15 protein-coding genes are annotated in these 16,272 nt (G+C 62.3%); 6 read left to right on the top strand and 9 right to left on the bottom strand.

Annotation, left to right across the window (positions count from 1 at the left end):
- Positions 1–32: 32 nt before the first annotated feature.
- Positions 33–545 (bottom strand): hypothetical protein, encoded by a 513-nt coding sequence (locus tag HGI30_RS11190; RefSeq protein ID WP_168907636.1) that lies wholly within the window; start codon positions 543–545, stop codon positions 33–35.
- Positions 546–729: 184 nt separating this feature from the next.
- Here HGI30_RS11190 and HGI30_RS11185 point away from each other — a divergent pair, with 184 nt between their 5' ends.
- Positions 730–1,869 carry a metallophosphoesterase gene (locus HGI30_RS11185; protein ID WP_168907635.1) on the top strand — a complete coding sequence of 380 codons (1,140 nt, stop codon included), beginning with the start codon at positions 730–732 and terminating at the stop codon, positions 1,867–1,869.
- A gap of 151 nt (positions 1,870–2,020) precedes the next feature.
- A complete protein-coding gene (xerS, locus tag HGI30_RS11180) occupies positions 2,021–3,109 on the top strand; it encodes a tyrosine recombinase XerS (protein ID WP_168907634.1) in 1,089 nt (362 codons plus the stop codon).
- 39 nt (positions 3,110–3,148) lie between these two features.
- Here the strand turns inward: xerS and HGI30_RS11175 are convergent, their stop codons facing one another.
- Entirely contained in the window at positions 3,149–3,670 is a 522-nt protein-coding gene (locus HGI30_RS11175; RefSeq protein WP_168907633.1) for an ADP-heptose synthase, read from the bottom strand.
- A gap of 156 nt (positions 3,671–3,826) precedes the next feature.
- On the opposite strand from HGI30_RS11175, the gene HGI30_RS11170 reads away from it, so the two are divergent.
- Complete coding sequence (locus HGI30_RS11170) at positions 3,827–4,816, top strand: YpdA family putative bacillithiol disulfide reductase (RefSeq protein WP_235680383.1); 990 nt, start codon at positions 3,827–3,829, stop codon at positions 4,814–4,816.
- A gap of 154 nt (positions 4,817–4,970) precedes the next feature.
- Here the strand turns inward: HGI30_RS11170 and HGI30_RS11165 are convergent, their stop codons facing one another.
- The 4 genes from HGI30_RS11165 to HGI30_RS11150 all read right to left on the bottom strand — a co-directional run bounded on the left by HGI30_RS11165 (position 4,971) and on the right by HGI30_RS11150 (position 8,888).
- Positions 4,971–5,627, bottom strand: a complete 657-nt coding sequence (locus HGI30_RS11165) for an MOSC domain-containing protein (protein ID WP_235680382.1) — start codon at positions 5,625–5,627, stop codon at positions 4,971–4,973.
- Between the two features lie 215 nt (positions 5,628–5,842).
- Positions 5,843–7,453, bottom strand: a complete 1,611-nt coding sequence (locus HGI30_RS11160; protein WP_168907631.1) for an amino acid permease — start codon at positions 7,451–7,453, stop codon at positions 5,843–5,845.
- Between the two features lie 24 nt (positions 7,454–7,477).
- Complete coding sequence (locus tag HGI30_RS11155; protein ID WP_168907630.1) at positions 7,478–8,089, bottom strand: DUF3298 and DUF4163 domain-containing protein; 612 nt, start codon at positions 8,087–8,089, stop codon at positions 7,478–7,480.
- A gap of 76 nt (positions 8,090–8,165) precedes the next feature.
- Complete coding sequence (locus tag HGI30_RS11150; protein ID WP_168907629.1) at positions 8,166–8,888, bottom strand: phosphonate ABC transporter ATP-binding protein; 723 nt, start codon at positions 8,886–8,888, stop codon at positions 8,166–8,168.
- 180 nt (positions 8,889–9,068) lie between these two features.
- Between HGI30_RS11150 and HGI30_RS11145 the strand changes: the two genes are divergently transcribed.
- Positions 9,069–9,287 (top strand): hypothetical protein, encoded by a 219-nt coding sequence (locus HGI30_RS11145; RefSeq protein WP_168907628.1) that lies wholly within the window; start codon positions 9,069–9,071, stop codon positions 9,285–9,287.
- A gap of 108 nt (positions 9,288–9,395) precedes the next feature.
- Entirely contained in the window at positions 9,396–10,148 is a 753-nt protein-coding gene (locus HGI30_RS11140; RefSeq protein WP_168907627.1) for an HAD family hydrolase, read from the top strand.
- A 96-nt stretch (positions 10,149–10,244) separates the two neighbouring features.
- Here the strand turns inward: HGI30_RS11140 and HGI30_RS11135 are convergent, their stop codons facing one another.
- Positions 10,245–10,433, bottom strand: coding sequence for a hypothetical protein (locus HGI30_RS11135; RefSeq protein WP_168907626.1), 189 nt, complete (start codon positions 10,431–10,433; stop codon positions 10,245–10,247).
- 197 nt (positions 10,434–10,630) lie between these two features.
- Here HGI30_RS11135 and HGI30_RS11130 point away from each other — a divergent pair, with 197 nt between their 5' ends.
- Positions 10,631–12,457: an ABC transporter substrate-binding protein gene (locus tag HGI30_RS11130; RefSeq protein WP_168907625.1), complete on the top strand. Its 1,827-nt coding sequence runs from the start codon at positions 10,631–10,633 to the stop codon at positions 12,455–12,457.
- Here HGI30_RS11130 and HGI30_RS11125 read toward each other — a convergent pair.
- Together HGI30_RS11125 and HGI30_RS11120 are read right to left on the bottom strand one after the other, a co-directional pair.
- Positions 12,418–14,784: a DNA topoisomerase 3 gene (locus HGI30_RS11125; protein ID WP_168909840.1), complete on the bottom strand. Its 2,367-nt coding sequence runs from the start codon at positions 14,782–14,784 to the stop codon at positions 12,418–12,420. The genes HGI30_RS11130 and HGI30_RS11125 overlap by 40 nt on opposite strands.
- A gap of 63 nt (positions 14,785–14,847) precedes the next feature.
- Positions 14,848–16,020, bottom strand: a complete 1,173-nt coding sequence (locus HGI30_RS11120; protein ID WP_168907624.1) for a glucosaminidase domain-containing protein — start codon at positions 16,018–16,020, stop codon at positions 14,848–14,850.
- Positions 16,021–16,272 lie beyond the last annotated feature (252 nt).

Below are 16,272 nucleotides of genomic sequence, written 5' to 3'. Positions count from 1 at the left end.
GTTCAGGCCGAAGGTTTTTTGCGCTTATCGCATCATGGAATGAACTGCTGCACGATCTTCGTCACGACCCCGTCCTTGACGGTCAGATGATAAGGGAAATCGGCAAGGTCGAGCACGTCGTTCTTGGCATACAGCTTGGCGAATTCGTCCAGAGCGACCGACTCGTTCCAGTGCGTCTCCAGCTCGGCCGGATCTCCTGTGCGATCGTACAGCTGCATGAGCACGGCCGCTTCCGGAGAGAGCTCGAACGTCTGGGTCGCCGTATCGTCATTGACGATATAGTAGCCGTCCGGCGCGCCGTCCAGGCCGCTGTCCGCCTCGCGCTTCAGGAACTGCTCGTCGGCCGCCTTGCCTTCGTACCATTCGATCGGATCGACCGTTATGTACCATTTGCCTTCTTTATGCGTGATGGATTCGATGTAATCGGTTTGGGTGTCGGCCGTCTTTTGAACCGGCTGATAGTCTCCGCCGACGGCATTGGCCGTGGAGATGAAGTAGAATAAAATCGTAGCGGTAGCAAGAACGCTGATGAGACCTTTTTTCATGTGCTCGTCTCCCTTTCGGAAAGCTAGGACTTGTGACAAGAGCTTGAGCTTCATTACCCTTGGCAGCAAGGGGTGAATCAGCTGTTGGTACTAGTATAAACGGGCTTGCCTCGCGATAAGTTGCAACAAAGTTACAAAAACCGTTACGCTATCGGTAGCATCGCAAAAAAAGGAGAATGCCCGCATGAGCCGCCGATGGCTTGCCCTCGTATCCATCCTCGTGACGTACGCCGCCCTGATCTATTATATCGGGTGGAATCTCTCGCTATTCCTCTCCAGCCAAAGCTTGTCGCCGGGACTCGGCATGTGGACGGCCGTCGTGTTCGCGTCCGTCTCGTACTTCCTCGCCATGGCGCTCGTCCGCTTCTGGGGAGCGCTGCCGGCTCGCTTGTTCAAAGCCGCCGCTTCCTATTCGATCGTCGTGCTGGAATACCTCATCCTCCTGCTGCCGCTCGCCGATCTCGGCTGGCTCGCGGCCCGCGCGGCCGGCGTTTCGCTCGATGCCTACGCCGGCGCGGCCGGCTGGACCGTGCTGGGCCTGCTGCTCGTCCTGCTCGCCTGGGGCACGCGCAACGCGCTCAGCCCGGTCGTGAGGCGCCACAGCGTACAGGTCGACAAGTCCATGCCGGATCGAGACAGCGTGACGCTGCTCGTCGCCTCCGACATCCATCTCGGCGACATCGTCGGCAAGCGCCATCTGAGAAAGCTCGTCCGCATCAGCCAGGAGCTGCGTCCCGATCTGATCCTGCTGCCGGGCGACGTGCTGGACGACAGTGTCAAGCCGTTCCTCCATCTGCGCATGGCGGAAGTCATCTCGCAGCTGAAGGCCCCGCTCGGCACCTACGCGGTGCTGGGCAACCACGAATACTACGGAGGAGACATTCCGGCTTACATCGAGGCGATGAGGCAGGCGGGCATTCCCGTGCTGCAGGACGAATGGGTCGACGCCGGAGGCATCGTCATCGCCGGCCGCAAGGACCGCACGGCGGAATCTCTTCCCGGCGCCGGCAGGCTGCCGACGGCCGAGCTGCTGCGGGACATCGATTCCGCTTCGCCGATCGTGCTGCTGGACCATCAGCCGTACGGCTTTGCCGAAGCGGCCGCGGCCGGCGCGGACGTGCTTCTCTGCGGCCATACGCATCGCGGCCAGTTCGCGCCCAACCATCTCGTCACGCGCCGCCTGTTCGAGCTCGATTGGGGCTACATGCGCAAGTCGCTGACGCATGTGTTCGTCTCCTCCGGCTTCGGCAGCTGGGGACCGCCAGTCCGACTGTTCAGCCGCAGCGAGACGCTGCTCCTTACGTTGACGTTTCGTTCCGCTTGACAAGTAGGAACCGCCCGGTTTTACCGAGCGGTTTTTTAATGTGCTTAATGGTTTACATAACTATCCTTAGAATATAAACTGGGCATGCGCGAGCTTGCCGGACGAATCGGCAGTTGCTACAATACGGAGGAAAAGACGGGAGGAACCGCTCATGAACATCTTGAAGGTAAAAGACCGCATGGAGCTGGACCGGCGCGTTCCCTCCATGCCCTGGTATGTCGAAAAGTTCATCAACTACAAGCTGCCGGACCTTTCCCCCTCCTCGCTGCTCGAATACGTGCGGGATTACGAGGCTTTTCTCGGCTGGCTGATCGCGGAAGGGCTGGCGGAAGGCCCTGCCCTGTCCGACGTGAAGCTCGAAGAGCTGGAAAAGCTGCATATGGACAGCATCGACGGCTACCGCATGTTCCTGGCGTCCAAGCCGCTGCAGGCGAACAGCCGCACGACCGTCTCGCGCAAGCTGAGCTCCCTCCGCTCCCTGTTCCATTACTTGAGCCAGATCGCCGAGGACGAGGACTTCTATCCCCTGCTCAAGCGCAACGTGATGGCCAAGGTCGCGATCAAGCGCACGCACAAGCCCAAGGATACGGCAGCGAAGCTGGAGGGCAAGCTGCTTCAGGAAGAGGAGCTCGACGAATTCCTCCGCTTCGTCAAGACCGAGTACGGCCGGGACCCTTCGCTGAGCAAGCAGGCTCTGCACGCCTTCGAGAAGAATTCGACTCGCGACTGCTGCATCGTCAGCCTCATCCTGCATTCCGGTCTGCGCGTCTCCGAGGTGGTCAACCTGAACGTGGACGATCTCGATCTCAAAAAAAAGCTCGTCTATGCGTACCGCAAAGGCAGCAACGACGATACGTTCAAGACGCCGGTCTATTACCGCCAGCAGGCGGTGGAGGACCTGCACGCCTACCTGCAGCTGCGGGACAGCCGCTACGCCGCTCCCCGCAAGGAGAAGGCGCTGTTCCTCGCCGTCGCCAACGGCAAGACGGAAGGCTCGCGCATGACAAAAAGGGCCATCCAGGAGATGGTCCTCAAGTACGCCAAGCGTTTTGGCAAGCCGTATCTGTCCGTGCACAAGCTGCGGCATTCGTTCGCGACGGACTATTATCTGCGCAATGATCTGTACAAGACGCAGGAGCAGCTCGGCCACGCTTCTCCGGACACGACCCAAATCTACGCCCATCTGACAGACAAGACGATGCAGGAGGCGATCGACCGCGAGCGCAGCCGGGAAGGCTGACCCTCCCCGCGCTCCATCAGGTCAACGAAGCAGCCGCAGCTAGTGGTCCCACAGCTGCGGCTGCGCGCCTTCTTCGACCGCGTAGTCGAAGTCCTCGATATCGAATACCTGCACCGGCACCTCCGCCTCGATCAGCCGATCCTGGAACTCGTACTGGTCCGACAGGATCGGAATGTCGAACTTGGACGCCGTCAGCAGCAGCTCCGTCTCCACCGGATCGAAATATTCCCCGTAATGCGCATTGTCCACTGCGTTCACCACCGTGAACTGGATGCGGTCGCTTAGGATGAGCGGAGAGCTCTCCCTCCACGGCACCGTCAAGGCGCGCTCGATCTTCTTGCGGTTGAGCGAATCCTCGAAAAACTGGATCAGCTCGCCGATCTTGCCCCGCACGAAAGCGTCCTCGGTCGGATCGTCCATGACAGGCTCCGGGCTGTCCTTCATCTCATATAGCTCCAGAACCGTGGAGTAAGGCAGTACGAAGTCAACCGGCAGGCTCGGAACGAGCAGCTGTCCATAAGTCGCCACCATGACCGCTTCAATCACAAATCTCCGCTGCATTCCAGATCCCCCTCTATCAGCCACATTCCGTGTTAGTGAATTCCATTATACATGAAATCCTCCCTTCGCCATAGAGCCGGCCGGCGGTTGCCACCAAAATCAGGCGAAGGTACAATAGCTAGTACAGCAGGCGCCTCGAAGGCGTCCGAACGGAGGTTGAACACGACGTTGCAGCAGGAACAAGTCATCATCATCGGCGCCGGTCCATGCGGGCTGGCCGCAGCGATCGAGCTGCGCGCCCGCGGCGTCGACGCCCTCATCATCGAGAAGGAGAACCTCGTCCACTCGATTTCCCGGTATCCGACCTACATGAGCTTCTTCAGTACCCCGGAGGTGCTGGAGATCGGCGGCGTGCCGTTCACGACCGCGCACGAGAAGCCGACGCGCCTCGAGGCGTTGAACTATTACCGCACCGTCGCGCTGCGCGCCGGCGTCCGCATCCGCGCCTACGAGAAAGTCGAGGCCGTCGTCAAGCAGCCGGACGGCTTCACGCTGAGCACGCGGACGAGGCACGGAGAGGAGCGGGCGTATCGATGCGGATCCGTCGTCGTCGCGACCGGCTACTTCGACCATCCGAACCGGATCGGCATCCCGGGAGAGGACTTGCCCAAGGTCAGCCACTTCTTCCGCGAAGCGCATCCCTATACCGGCATGGACGTCGCGATCATCGGGGGCAGCAACTCGGCCATCGACGCCGCGCTGGAACTTGAGCGGGCCGGCGCGAAGGTGACGGTCGTCTACCGCAAGCCGGACTATTCTCCGTCCATCAAGCCTTGGGTGCTGCCTGGATTCGACAGCCTCGTCCGCAAGGAGCGCATCCGCATGCTGTTCCACTCGCGCGTGACGGAAATCCGCGCCGCGAGCGTCGTGGTCCGGAGCGAGAGCGGCGAGACGAGCGAGCTGCCGAACGACTTCGTGCTGGCGCTCACCGGATTCCATCCGGATCGCGACTTCCTGCGCTCGATGGGCGTGACGATCGAGCCGGAGGGCTACCCGTCCTTTCATTCCGACACGATGGAATCCAACGTACCTGGCCTTTATTTGGCCGGCGTCGTCGCTTCGCGGCATGAAGCGAACGAGATTTTCATCGAGACGGGACGCTTCCACGGCGTCAAGATCGCCGATCATCTGCTCGGACGAGCGTGATCGGCCTTTGCTCGCGACCGGTCCGCTTGCGCGGCCGGTCTATTTTACGTTTCGGCCGGAATTTATTTAAGGCGGTTAGAGGTTTACATAATTCACCTTACAAATTAAAATGCGGCCCAAGCGCCGCCCTGAAATCGGACCGCGCAAGCCGAAGTCAGGAAAGCGCCTCAAGGCGCGCGGCCAGCGCGTTCCTCCAGCTGTCCGCCAGCTCCGGCACAGCCAGCAGCGACCGGATCGCCCGGGCATCCTTCTTGGCCGTGTAATAGATGCGATTGGCCTCCGCGACGGTCATGCCGTGCTCCGGCCGATGGACGAGCTCCAGCGCCATGCCGGCTGCCGCCTCCCCTTCCTCAACGACGCGCAAATAAAAGCCGGTCCGGCCGCTTTCCTGGACCCAGAGCGTCATCTTCGGCTCGGCATGCCTCAAGCCGAGCTTGAAGCATGGCTGCCTCGGCTGGCTCACCTCCAGGAGCGCCTCCCCGCAGCGGTAGCGATCGCCGATGACGACCGACGCCTCGTCCATCCCGCTCAGCGTCAAGTTTTCGCCGAAGGCTCCCCAGCCGAGCTGTCGTCCCAGCTGCTGCTCCCACTGCGGATAATGCTCCTGCGAATAGACGCAGACCGCTTTGTCCGGGCCGCCATGATGCTTCAAGTCGGCTTGTCCATCCCCCTGCGGCCCCGTCCTGCCGAGCCGCACCGCTCCTTCGCACGGAGATTTGAATATCCCGGTCATGACGGTCTGGCTGCCGTGCTGCACAGCCGCCGGAAGACCGACATTGACCGATACGACCTTGCGATCCGTTTGCTCCACCTGCTTCCGCCTTCCTTTCCTCTTTCCGGCCCATTATAAAAGAAGCGGGCGCCATCCGGCAACCCGCCTCCCCCGCCGCTCGCGTCGCCAATCCGAACGGCATCCGCTCGACACGATCAGCCGCCGCTGCGTCATAACGTGTCGAAACCTTTTTGTTCGTGTTGCATTCTGCGCTTCCCCGGGAAATAGCCGCTCATGAGGCTTCATTTCCCGCGCTATTGAGGATGGGAGCGCTCCAGCTGCAGCAGGTCCTGGCGGCTCGGCATGCTGCGGCGTTCGGCCGCTCCTGCGGCGGCCGCGCGCGGCCTTGCGGCAAGCAGCGCGGCGGCCAGCCAAAGCAGCGCGGCGGCCAGCGCAGCGGGCTGGAAGAACGCCGCCGCCGCCGCGATGGCGGCCAGCACCGCCGCCGCAGTCCAGCGCAGTGCGGCGCGCGCGGGCCCGGGAGACCAGAGCGGGACCAGCTGTGGCGTCTCCTGGCCCCGGCGCAAGCGCAGCAGGCCGGCGAGCGGCAGGAGCAGCGCTCCATGCTGCAGCATCACGCCGAGCGCGAGCAAGCTCGCCCCATGCGGTCCGCCGGCCGCTGGAACCAGCGCCGCCCCTGCCGCTAGCGCAGCTGTCGTCAGGACGGCCAGCACGGCTGCTCCGTCGAATGTGCGGCGCTTGACGGCTACCGCCGAAAGTCGCCGCAGCGCGGGGCGCATGCTGTCGCGAGCGAGAGCGCCCGCGAGCCTCGTCGAAGCGAACAGCAGGGAAAGCGAGCCGCCGAACAGGCTGATCGCGATCAGCGCATCCAGCGCCAGCACCGATCCCGGAGAGCTTGCGATGGCCGAGTTGACCGGGTGGAGCCAAGCGCCAGCCGTCCCGGCGAGCGGACGCGCCGCAGCGTACATGGCGGCCAGAGCCAGCAGCACGTAGCCGCCCGTATATACATAGGCCGCCGACTGGAACTGCCCCCATGGCAGACGCATCCGCGGCTCGACGGTCTCTTCCGCCGCAGCCTCCGCCGCTCCCCCGGACAGGAAGAGCCTCCAAAGCAGCAGCGCTCCAAGCGCCCAGTCGGCTCGCAGCGAAGCCGTGCCGGCTCCTGCCTCCAGCGGCGGCACGATCGACGGCAGCCAGTAGCTCGGCCACAGCGCGCCCGCCAGCAGAACGAGCAGCAGGAGGCAGCAGCCGATCTGGATGCCGGCGATCGCCCGCTGCAGAAAGCCGTACCAGCCGTTGCCCGCCAGGCAGATGAGCCCTTGCAGCGCGAACGAAACTGCGAGCATGACGGCCGTAACCACGGCAGCGGAGCCGCCGAGCCAGCCTTGCCAGGACTGGCCTATCCAGCGGGCAGCCTCCAGGCTCATCCATGCCGCCAGCGCCCACTGGCCGCCGAGCCGCAGCAAGCCGCTCACCCGGCCGGCTGCTTTCCCCGACAGCCACTCGGCCGCATGGGACGCTCCCTTGGCTGTCGGCACGGCGGACAGCAGCTCCGCCGATACGGCATGGACGGCCAACGCCGCCAGCCCGAGCAGCGGCCACGCCCACAGGATGAGCCCGCCAGCCGATTCCGGTCCGGCAACATGCAGGAACAAGGCTCCGCCGCCGAGCAGCGCCATCGCGTTGAACGGCAAGGCGAAGGCCGTGAACGGTCCGAAAGCCCTTTTGAGCTGCTGCGCGTATCCGTGCCGGTTCAACTCTCTCTTGTCCTGCATGAACTGGATGTATGCCGCATAGCGCGTCAGCGACTGATACCCGCTGCGCTGACGCCGCCGCTCCGCCGCCGCGAATACGGCCAGCCACGCCAGCGCCGCCGCCCCGTACAAGCCGAACCCGATCCACATGTCCTGATCCCCCTCTTCGCCCTCTTAATCGTTGACGTCCATCACGCCGAGCGGCCCTTCCTCCCGGATCAGGTCGGACAGATCGAAGACGGATATCGGAAAATAAGGAAAGCCGAAAACGTACGGGGTAATCTCATACACGCTGAACCAGATGATGAGCGCGCGGTCCGCGATGTAATAATCCTGGTCGGGGCGGATGCCCTCGAACGGCTGCAGCGTCTGGATGTCGCGCTGCTTGATCTGGCGAGCGACGAGCTCCGACAGCCGCTTGCGGTAATCGGAGCCGGGCTTGAACAAGGCGGCGAGCGGAATCGGCTTGCCGTCCTTGCCCATGAAGGTGAGCGACCGCTGCAGCGTCAATCCGTGAGCGCCGCCGGTGTAGGCGTAATTGAACAGGGAAAGGCTGAGCACTCCCTTCTGGTTGTTCTTGAGCTCGTAGTAGCCGAGCATTTCGGAGCGGGGATCGTCCAGCGAGCCCTGCTCCTCCATCAGCATCCGCGCCGCGGAACGGATCGAGCCGTTGATCGCGGCTGTCGCTCCCTCCTCGCCCGCGATCGAGACGACCGGCAGCAGCAGCTCGGTCTTCGGCCGGACGACGCGGCTCGTGTGCACGTAAGCCGGTTGCACGAACGGCATGATTCTCCACCTGCCATATCCATAGAATCGGTCATTCCGATTGTATGAAGGCAGGGCGGAAAATCATGCCGCCTGGTCACAGCAAGTTCTTTTCGCGTTCGGTCAGCCTGCGGCCGTTCACCTGCAGCGCCAGCTTGCCGCCGCTCAGTCCGATGATGCGGTCGGCGTAGCGCTCGGCCCAGTCGCCTTGGTGGAGCACGGCGATCACGATCAAGCCCTGCTCCTTGCACAGCCGCTTGAGGTCGCCGAGCACCTTGTCGGCCGCATGCGGATCGAGCCCGGACACCGGCTCGTCCGCCAGCAGCACCTTGGCGCCATGGACGAGCGCCCTGGCGACGGCGACCCGCTGCCGCTCGCCCCCGCTCAGCTTGTCCGCCTTGCTGTGGGCTTTGTCGAGCAGGCCAAGCTTCTCGAGCGTGTCCATCGCGCCCATGTAGTCGTCGTTGCGCACCATGCCGGTCAGACGCCGGAGCGCCGAGGCCTGCGCCGCCGAGCCGACGAGCACGTTCTTGAGCGCGGTGCGTCCGGGATGGAGTGACGGCTTCTCCTCGATCAGCGCGACCTCGCGGCGGATCCGGTAGCGCCCGGACCACGTCGTCGGGACTTCCTTGCCGTCCACCTTGTACGAGCCGGAGGTCCAGCTTTCCTGAAGCGCGAGACATTTGAGCAGCATGGACTTCCCGCTGCCGCTCGCTCCCTTGATGGCGATGAATTCCCCGTCGTCCGCGCGGAAGCTGATGTCGTCGAGCACGGTCGGTCCGGCGGGCAACTGTTTCTTGAGATGAGCGATATGGATCATGGCTGCTGCTGCACTCCTTCTGGCGGTCCGGCTCGTAGGCTCAGCCGGCCTGCAATCGTTGTCATCCTTATTCCAACAGTGTACGGGATTAAAAAAACACTTTCCACGCGAACAAATGTTTGCTACAATGGAAACAGGAACAAACGTTCCTCCCATTCCTTGATCTGGAGCGTGATCGAGATGAATTGCAATCACTTTCGATTTGTCGAACGCCATCGCCCCTTCCGTGATCTCACCTTCAAGTTCTACGACGACGGCCGGCTGGCCATCATCGACAACGGCTCCCACTCTTCCGTGACTCCTTCGGAGCTCAAGGGCGAGAGCCGCGATTTCTATGTGCGGCAGCGCATCGCTTTCATCAAGAAGAACCTCGCCTCCAAGGCGCAACGCTACGCATAGATCGGTTGCGGCGTCGATGCCGTCCGTTTGACGGATGTTCCCCGGTGAAGTAGATTGGAGAGAAAAGCTTGACTGCTCCAGTCAGACCAGAAGGGACAACGACCGCTTATGGCCAAGCCTACGCCGCAGACCATCCTGTTCGATCTGGATGACACGCTCATCCATTGCAACAAATATTTCAACCTGGTCATCGACCAGTTCGTCGACGCCATGCGGACCTGGTTCCACGCCTACCCGGAGTTGACGGAGGCCGCGATCCGCCGCAAGCAGCAGGAAATCGACATTGCCGGCGTGCATGCGATCGGCTTCAAGAGCGAGCACTTTCCGCAGTCTTTCCTCGATACCTATATCGACTTCTCCCGACTCACCGGCCGCGAGGAGGGCTCCGACGAGATCGATCTGCTATGGCGGATGGGACAGAGCGTCTACGAGCAGGAAGCGGAGCCCTATCCCGACATGGAGAGCACGCTCGAGGAGCTGGCCGATGCCGGCCACCGCCTACATCTGTATACGGGAGGCGAGCCTTCCATCCAGCAGCGCAAGGTGGATCGGCTCGGCCTGCAGCGGTTTTTCGGGGACCGGATCTATATCCGCCAGCACAAGAACACCGACGCGCTGGAGGAAATCCTGCGCTCGGGCGGATTCGACCGTTCCCACACCTGGATGGTGGGCAACTCCATCCGCACCGATGTCGTGCCGGCGCTGTCGACGGGCATCCATGCGATCCATGTCGAGCCGTTCACGGAGTGGGAGTACAATATCGTGACGATCGATGTCGAGCCTCAGGGAGCGTTCCTGCAGCTGAAGCATCTGCGGGATGTTCCTGAGGGCATCGCTTCGTATGGCGGCCGCATTTCTTAACGGCCCGAATCAAAAGCAAAGGGCATGATAAGATCCGGATTTCCGGTCCTTATCATGCCCTTTGCTTTTGGCTTTTTCTATTTCCGCCGCCGCGGCTCATTTGCGCAGGCCCGTGAATACGATCATCGCGTGCAGCGGCTTCCAGATCTGCCGGCTCATCCGGCCTCTGTAGTCGGAATCATTCGCTTTCGGCGACATCTCGTTCACGGCGTAGCTCTGCTTGCCGGATTGGTTGCGGTGATGGCGCTCAATCTCCATCTCATGCCTGAAAATCGTATCGTACATCGTTCATTTCTCCTCGCGGGCTTCATTTGGTTTCATTCGTCTTTTGCCCTGAATCCAGTATCGCATGACATAACAGGAACAAAAAGTGTACAATTGATTCAATACACTTCCTCTTTTCAAGGAAAGAAAACGCTGCCCTTGGCCCGCGATGCTTGTCCCTTATGCGAAAGAGCCCGAAAAAGGAGAAAGAAACCGATATGCTGAGCGCCGAGAGATACCTGCTGCTGCTCGACCATTACCGCGTCATGGATCCCGATACGATCGTCGAAGTGTCGCTCGAAGAGCTGGCCGAGCTGTTCCACTGTACCGAGCGCAACGTCAAGCTCATTATCCGCAAGCTCGAGGAGGAGGCCTGGCTGCGCTGGCATGCCGGACGCGGGCGCGGCGTTCGCTCGCGCATCGAATTCCTGATGAGCCGCGAGCAGTTCCTGCTCGATACGGCCATGCAGATGGCCGGCGACGGCGATTATCAAAAAGCGTTCCAGCTCATGAAGCATCACGGCGACCGGACTGCGGCCCGCGATCGCTTCGTGGACTTTTTGAACGGCCATTTCGGCTCGAATCGGATCGACGAAGGCCAGCAGGACCAGCGCGACATCTTCCGCCTGCCGGTCTATCGGCCGCCGGTGTCGCTTGATCCCGCCCGGCTGTTCTTTTCGTTCGATTCTCATCTCATCCATCAAATCTTCGACCGCCTGCTTGATTTCGATGCCCGAGAGGAAAAGCTGCTTCCCGCGCTCGCCCATCACTGGGAGAGCAGCGACGACGCGCGCGTCTGGATTTTCCACCTTCGCAAAGGGGTCCGCTTCCATCACGGCACGGAGATGACCTCCACAGATGTGTGCTTCACGCTGAACCGGCTGGCCGACGGACAGCCCAACCGCTTCCTGCTCGAGACAATGATCGCCGCCGTGCCGCTCGACAGCCGCACGGTCCGGATTTCGCTCAGCCAGCCGAACCGGCTGCTGCCCCGGCTGCTCTGTTCCGCGGTCGCATCCATCTTGCCGGCAGACCTCGTGCAGGGAGATCCGGAACGGTACTGGCAGCTCCCCTCCGGCACCGGACCTTTTCGGTTGTCGCGCTGGACGCCGGAGCGAATCGACCTTGCCGTGCACGAGCATTATTTTCAGGGACGAGCTTACCTGGACGAAGTCCAGATCGCCGTCATGCCCGAGGACATTCCGACCGAAACACGGCAGAAATGGGGCCAGATCCTGGCGAGCGACAGCCGCCTGACCGTGCGCCCGGAGCACAACTGGGGCCAGATCCGAACGCTGAACAAGGGCTGCAGCCTGATCTCTTGGAACCGGCGCAAAAACGGACCGCAGCGGTCCATCGTCTTCCGTCAGGCGGTCGAGCTTGCCGTCGACCGCTGGGGCCTAAGCCGCACAGTCGGAGAGGCTTGCCGGCCCGCTCGCAGCTATATGCCGGCTACGCCCGATTTCCCTACGCTGGAACGGCATGAGCCGGAGACGGCGCAGCGCCTGCTGGAGGAAAGCGGTTATGACGGCCGTCCGATCGTGCTGCTGACAAGCCCCGCCTACCGCAACGAAGCGGAGTGGCTGCAGGATCGCCTCGCCGAGATCGGCATTCCGCTCGAGCTGCGCTTCGAGTCCCATCAAGCCATCTATCAGGCCGAGCTCGTGCTGGAAGCCGACTGCATCCTGCAAAACCTCGTCATCGCCGAGGATGAGGTGTGCGAGCTCGAGAATTACTTGCAGGAATCCAGCTACATGCGGCAGCACATGGACGAATCGCTCCTTCGCTGGGTCAAGCGCAACCTGGATCATCTGTTCACCGCCCACTTGCCGGAACAGCGAAAAGCGCTGCTCCGGCAAATCGAGCAGCGCTTGCTGGACGAGCATCAAATTCTGCCCCTCATCCACCGGGCGATGAATACGTTCGTGCATCCTTCCGTCCGCGGCATCGACATCAACAAGCTCGGTTGGATGGACTTCAAGGATGTATGGCTGGTCTCGGAAGCTCAGGAGCGCTCCAGAGAAAGCCTCGTCTCGCCGGTATAGGGAGGCGTCAGCTCCAGACGGCCCTTGCGGCTCTGGCCGTCTCCGGTCTTGAACGCCAGCACGCCGGTCTTCCCTTTGGCTAGCAGCGCGTTCAGCATCGGCACGCTCAGCTTCTTGCCGTGCTGCTCCTTCCAGACGACGAAGCGGCAGCCCTCGCGGAAGCGGGAGCAGCCGTAGCCTCGGCTGCCTTCGATGACGGGCCCACCGCAGAGCGGGCAGGCTCCGAACGCCTTCCGCTCCAGAGGGCCCGGCCGGGCTTCGGATGCGGAGGGCTTTTCGGTTCTCGCCGCCTGGCGGACGCGCGATGCGTCCGCAGAGTCCTTTTTCCATCCGGCCCTCGCACTCGGACCGGACGAGGAGCTCCTGCCCGCTCCGAAGGACCTGCGTCCCTGCGAGCCTGACGCTGCGGGAGCGTCCTGGGATCGCCTTGAGCCGGCTCGGGAGCTCTTGCGCCCGCCCTTGCGCTCCGGCTCCTGGAAGGTGCCTGCTGGAGCGGGAGGCTGCTGGCGCACCTTGTCGACGATGGAGCGGGCGAACTGCTTGACCTTGTCCATGAACGCCTCGTCCGAGGCCTCCCCGCGCGCGATCTGCGTGAGCCGGCGCTCCCACTGTCCGGTCATGACCGGCGAGGCGAGGAGCTCGACTCCCGCTCCGCGGATCAGCTCGATCGCGGCGGCTCCCTTCGGCTCGATCTCAAGCTTCTTGCCAGCCGTCCGGATGTAACCGACTTGCTTGAGCCGCTCGATCGTCGCTGCGCGCGTCGCTGGAGTTCCGAGACCGCTGTCCTTCATCGTCTCCCGCAGCTCCTCGTCCTCCATCGCCTTGCCCGCGCTCTCCATCGCCTTCAGCAATGTGCCCTCCGTATAGGATTTGGGAGGCTGGGTCGCCTTTTCCTCCGCCTTGGCCGACTTGCAGCGGGCCGGGGCCTCGGGATCGACGGCGAACTCGCTGTCCGTGAGCGTTTCCTCGTCCGCTTCCTCCTCGGCCGCTCCTTTGGAGCGGCTCTTTTTCTTCTCTCCCGGCTCCGGCTCTCCCTGCGTCACCTTCCAGCCCGGCTCAAGCAGCTGCTTGACGCGCGTCCGGAACGTCTCCTCCTCCACGACGGTAAGCACCGTATGGTTGCGGTAGACGGCCGGACCGTAATAATGGGACAAAAACCGGCGCACGATAAGATCGTAAATCTTTTTCTCGTCTGCGCTCAGCGAGCCGGGCCGCTTGGGCGTCGGCAGGATGGCATGATGGTCCTCGACCTTGGCCGGATTGCAGACGGCCTTGTTGCCTTTATGTACCCTCCCGCGATCCGCTCCGGCGGCCAGCTCGGCATACTCGGTCTGTCGCAGCATGTCGAGCGCCTTGCCCATGACGGGAATCGTCTCTTCCGTCACGTAGTTGGAGCTGGTGCGGGGATAGGTGATGACTTTATGCTTCTCGTAGAGCGCCTGCGCCACATCAAGCGTCTTTTTGGCGGGGAAGCCGTAGCGGCCGTTCGCCTCGCGCTGCAGCAGCGTCAGGTCATGCAGGCGGAACGGATATTCCTTGGATTCGGCTGCCTCATAGCTGGCGATCCTTCCCGTCTTGCCCTTCACCTTTTCGGCGATCGCAGAAGCCTTGGCCCCGTCGACAAGCCGCTCGCCCTGCCAGATGCCCTTGTACGCGGCCGCCTTCTGCACGAATTGCGCTTCGATTCGATAATACGTTTCCGGGCGGAACGCCTCGATCTCCCGATGGCGGTCGTACAGCAGCGCAAGCACCGGCGTCTGCACGCGTCCGACCGACAGCAGCGCCTTGTGGCGGATCGTGAACGCCCGGGAGGCGTTCATGCCGATCAGCCAGTCCGCTTCGCTGCGGGCCTGGGCGGCGCGTGTCAGCGGCGCATACTTGTCGTCGCTTGCAAGCTGCTCGAAGCCGCGGCGGATCGTCTCCGGCGTCAGATCGGAGATCCAGAGCCGGTCGACCGGCTGCGTCAGCTTGAGCTGGCGGCGGATGAGATGAAAGATCAGCTGTCCTTCCCGTCCGGCATCGCAGGCATTGACGATCCGGCCGCATTTGCGGGCGAGCTCGCCGATGACCTTGAGCTGGTCCTTCGTTCGCGGATTCGGGGACAGCTTGAAGGCATCCGGAATGATCGGCAGATCGGCATCCTTCCATTTTTTGTAGCGTGGATCATAGTCATCGGGCTCGGCAAGTCCGACCAGATGACCGATAGCCCAAGTGACGATGAACCGCTCGCCCTCCAGATGAGTGCGGCGGTTCAGTGCCTTGGGCTCCATGACGGCCGCGATGTTGCGGCCCATATCCGGTTTTTCGGCGATAATCAGCGTCTTCAGCTACACCGGCTCCTCTCCGTAGCGAAAGAGGCTCCATGCGCCAGCCCGGCCGCGGTCCATCCGTCAGGCCGCGATCTCCTCCAGCATGTCCAGAATGCTCGTGACGCCCTTGGACCAGTTCGGATCCTCCGCGTACTTGCGGTTGATCCAGACGATCGCGTCCCGGTCCTCGGGACGGTTTTTGCTGAGGTTGACGACCGTTTTGGCTGCGATCATAGAGGATTCCTCGATCGTCGTGTTGAAGTTCTGCCAGCTGTAGTGCACATTGAACGGATTGTTGGCCATCTGCTCCGCCCGCTTGTGGTCATCAGGGACGAAGCTCTGTTCCTGTCCCGTTATGGCGAACAGCAGCAAGGGATGGATATTGTAATGGCGCGCCGCATCCAGAATCGCCTCCATGTAGCGCGACCCGGCCAGCATCGAGGAGCGGCCCTCCAAGAAGTCCTGCAGCGCCGCTTCGTCGATGTCGGCATATTGCAGCGATCGCGGCAGCTCGTTGTCCATCATCGGGGCCTGCTCGGCAGCGGCTGCCGAGGCAGGCTCGGGTGCCGCCGGCTCCGAGCGCGGGGCCGCCTGCGGTGACGCTGCCGGCTGCTCGAGCTCGGCTGCCGACACGACCGCCATGCCTGCCGATTGCGGGCGGTCATGCAGGAGCGACCATACATAGACCAGCATGCCTCCCATGATCATGACGCATCCGATCGCAGCCGTCAAGATGCGCATGCTCGGCATCGAGGCCAGCCATGATGGCGCTCCCTGCCGCTCGTCCGCAGACGGATCGACAGTCCCCGGCGCTGGCGCATCCAGCTCCTCGGCAATTCGTCCCAGCAGCTCCATGCTCTCTGCGCGGGCATGCGTTGGCTTGACCAGGCGCAGCACGCGCTGCAGCTCCCGCTCCTCGACCGTGACGTCAAGCTTCCGTTCGATCCAACTGCGCAGCGGCCGGACGATCCGCTGATCGCGAATGTCGAGCTCCAGGCAAGCTTCGACGATATCGTCGCCGCGAACGAAGCCTTTCTGTCCGACGACGTATCGGCGTACGAGACGGGAGGTCAGCTCTTTCTTGATGCTATCTGCAAAATCGGGCAGCTGATGGAAAATGGCGCGGCGAATCGCGTCCGCGACCAGCTCGCTTTTTTCGCTCTGCGGCTTCTCCGGATATTTATCGTCGATAAACGTTCTGATATGGCGAATATCCGAAGGAGTGAGGATCGCGGCACCATGAGGTGTGTTCACGTGACATCTCTCCTTGAAATGAATTAGGTTCAAATGGCAATAGGCCGATTGTACCATAATTCATGAGAAGGGGCGAAAAAAGCTGCTGGAGAAATCGCCTCCTCTCTCCTGGATAGCCAAAAATTACAAAGTGCTTGTTTGACCAGCTCGGCGCCGCCATACCGGCAAGAGCAGGCAGATGACGCCAGCCGAGCCAGATGCCGAGCAAGCCCGCCAGAACGATTATTTCCACAGAGCAGCAAAACTCCAGCA

This window comes from Paenibacillus albicereus, assembly GCF_012676905.1.
GTDB classification, from domain to species: domain Bacteria; phylum Bacillota; class Bacilli; order Paenibacillales; family Paenibacillaceae; genus Paenibacillus_O; species Paenibacillus_O albicereus.
This window is presented reverse-complemented; position numbering and strand designations above follow the sequence as displayed.

Excerpts from the sequence above, each read along its gene's own strand:
- HGI30_RS11150 (WP_168907629.1), bottom strand. The coding sequence starts at position 8,888 with ATGATCCATATCGCTCATCTCAAGAAACAGTTGCCCGCCGGACCGACC.
- HGI30_RS11135 (WP_168907626.1), bottom strand. The coding sequence starts at position 10,433 with ATGTACGATACGATTTTCAGGCATGAGATGGAGATTGAGCGCCATCAC.
- HGI30_RS11185 (WP_168907635.1), top strand. The coding sequence starts at position 730 with ATGAGCCGCCGATGGCTTGCCCTCGTATCCATCCTCGTGACGTACGCC.
- xerS (WP_168907634.1), top strand. The coding sequence starts at position 2,021 with ATGAACATCTTGAAGGTAAAAGACCGCATGGAGCTGGACCGGCGCGTT.
- HGI30_RS11190 (WP_168907636.1), bottom strand. The coding sequence starts at position 545 with ATGAAAAAAGGTCTCATCAGCGTTCTTGCTACCGCTACGATTTTATTC.
- HGI30_RS11145 (WP_168907628.1), top strand. The coding sequence starts at position 9,069 with ATGAATTGCAATCACTTTCGATTTGTCGAACGCCATCGCCCCTTCCGT.
- HGI30_RS11175 (WP_168907633.1), bottom strand. The coding sequence starts at position 3,670 with ATGCAGCGGAGATTTGTGATTGAAGCGGTCATGGTGGCGACTTATGGA.
- HGI30_RS11160 (WP_168907631.1), bottom strand. The coding sequence starts at position 7,453 with ATGTGGATCGGGTTCGGCTTGTACGGGGCGGCGGCGCTGGCGTGGCTG.
- HGI30_RS11155 (WP_168907630.1), bottom strand. The coding sequence starts at position 8,089 with ATGCCGTTCGTGCAACCGGCTTACGTGCACACGAGCCGCGTCGTCCGG.
- HGI30_RS11140 (WP_168907627.1), top strand. The coding sequence starts at position 9,396 with ATGGCCAAGCCTACGCCGCAGACCATCCTGTTCGATCTGGATGACACG.
- HGI30_RS11130 (WP_168907625.1), top strand. The coding sequence starts at position 10,631 with ATGCTGAGCGCCGAGAGATACCTGCTGCTGCTCGACCATTACCGCGTC.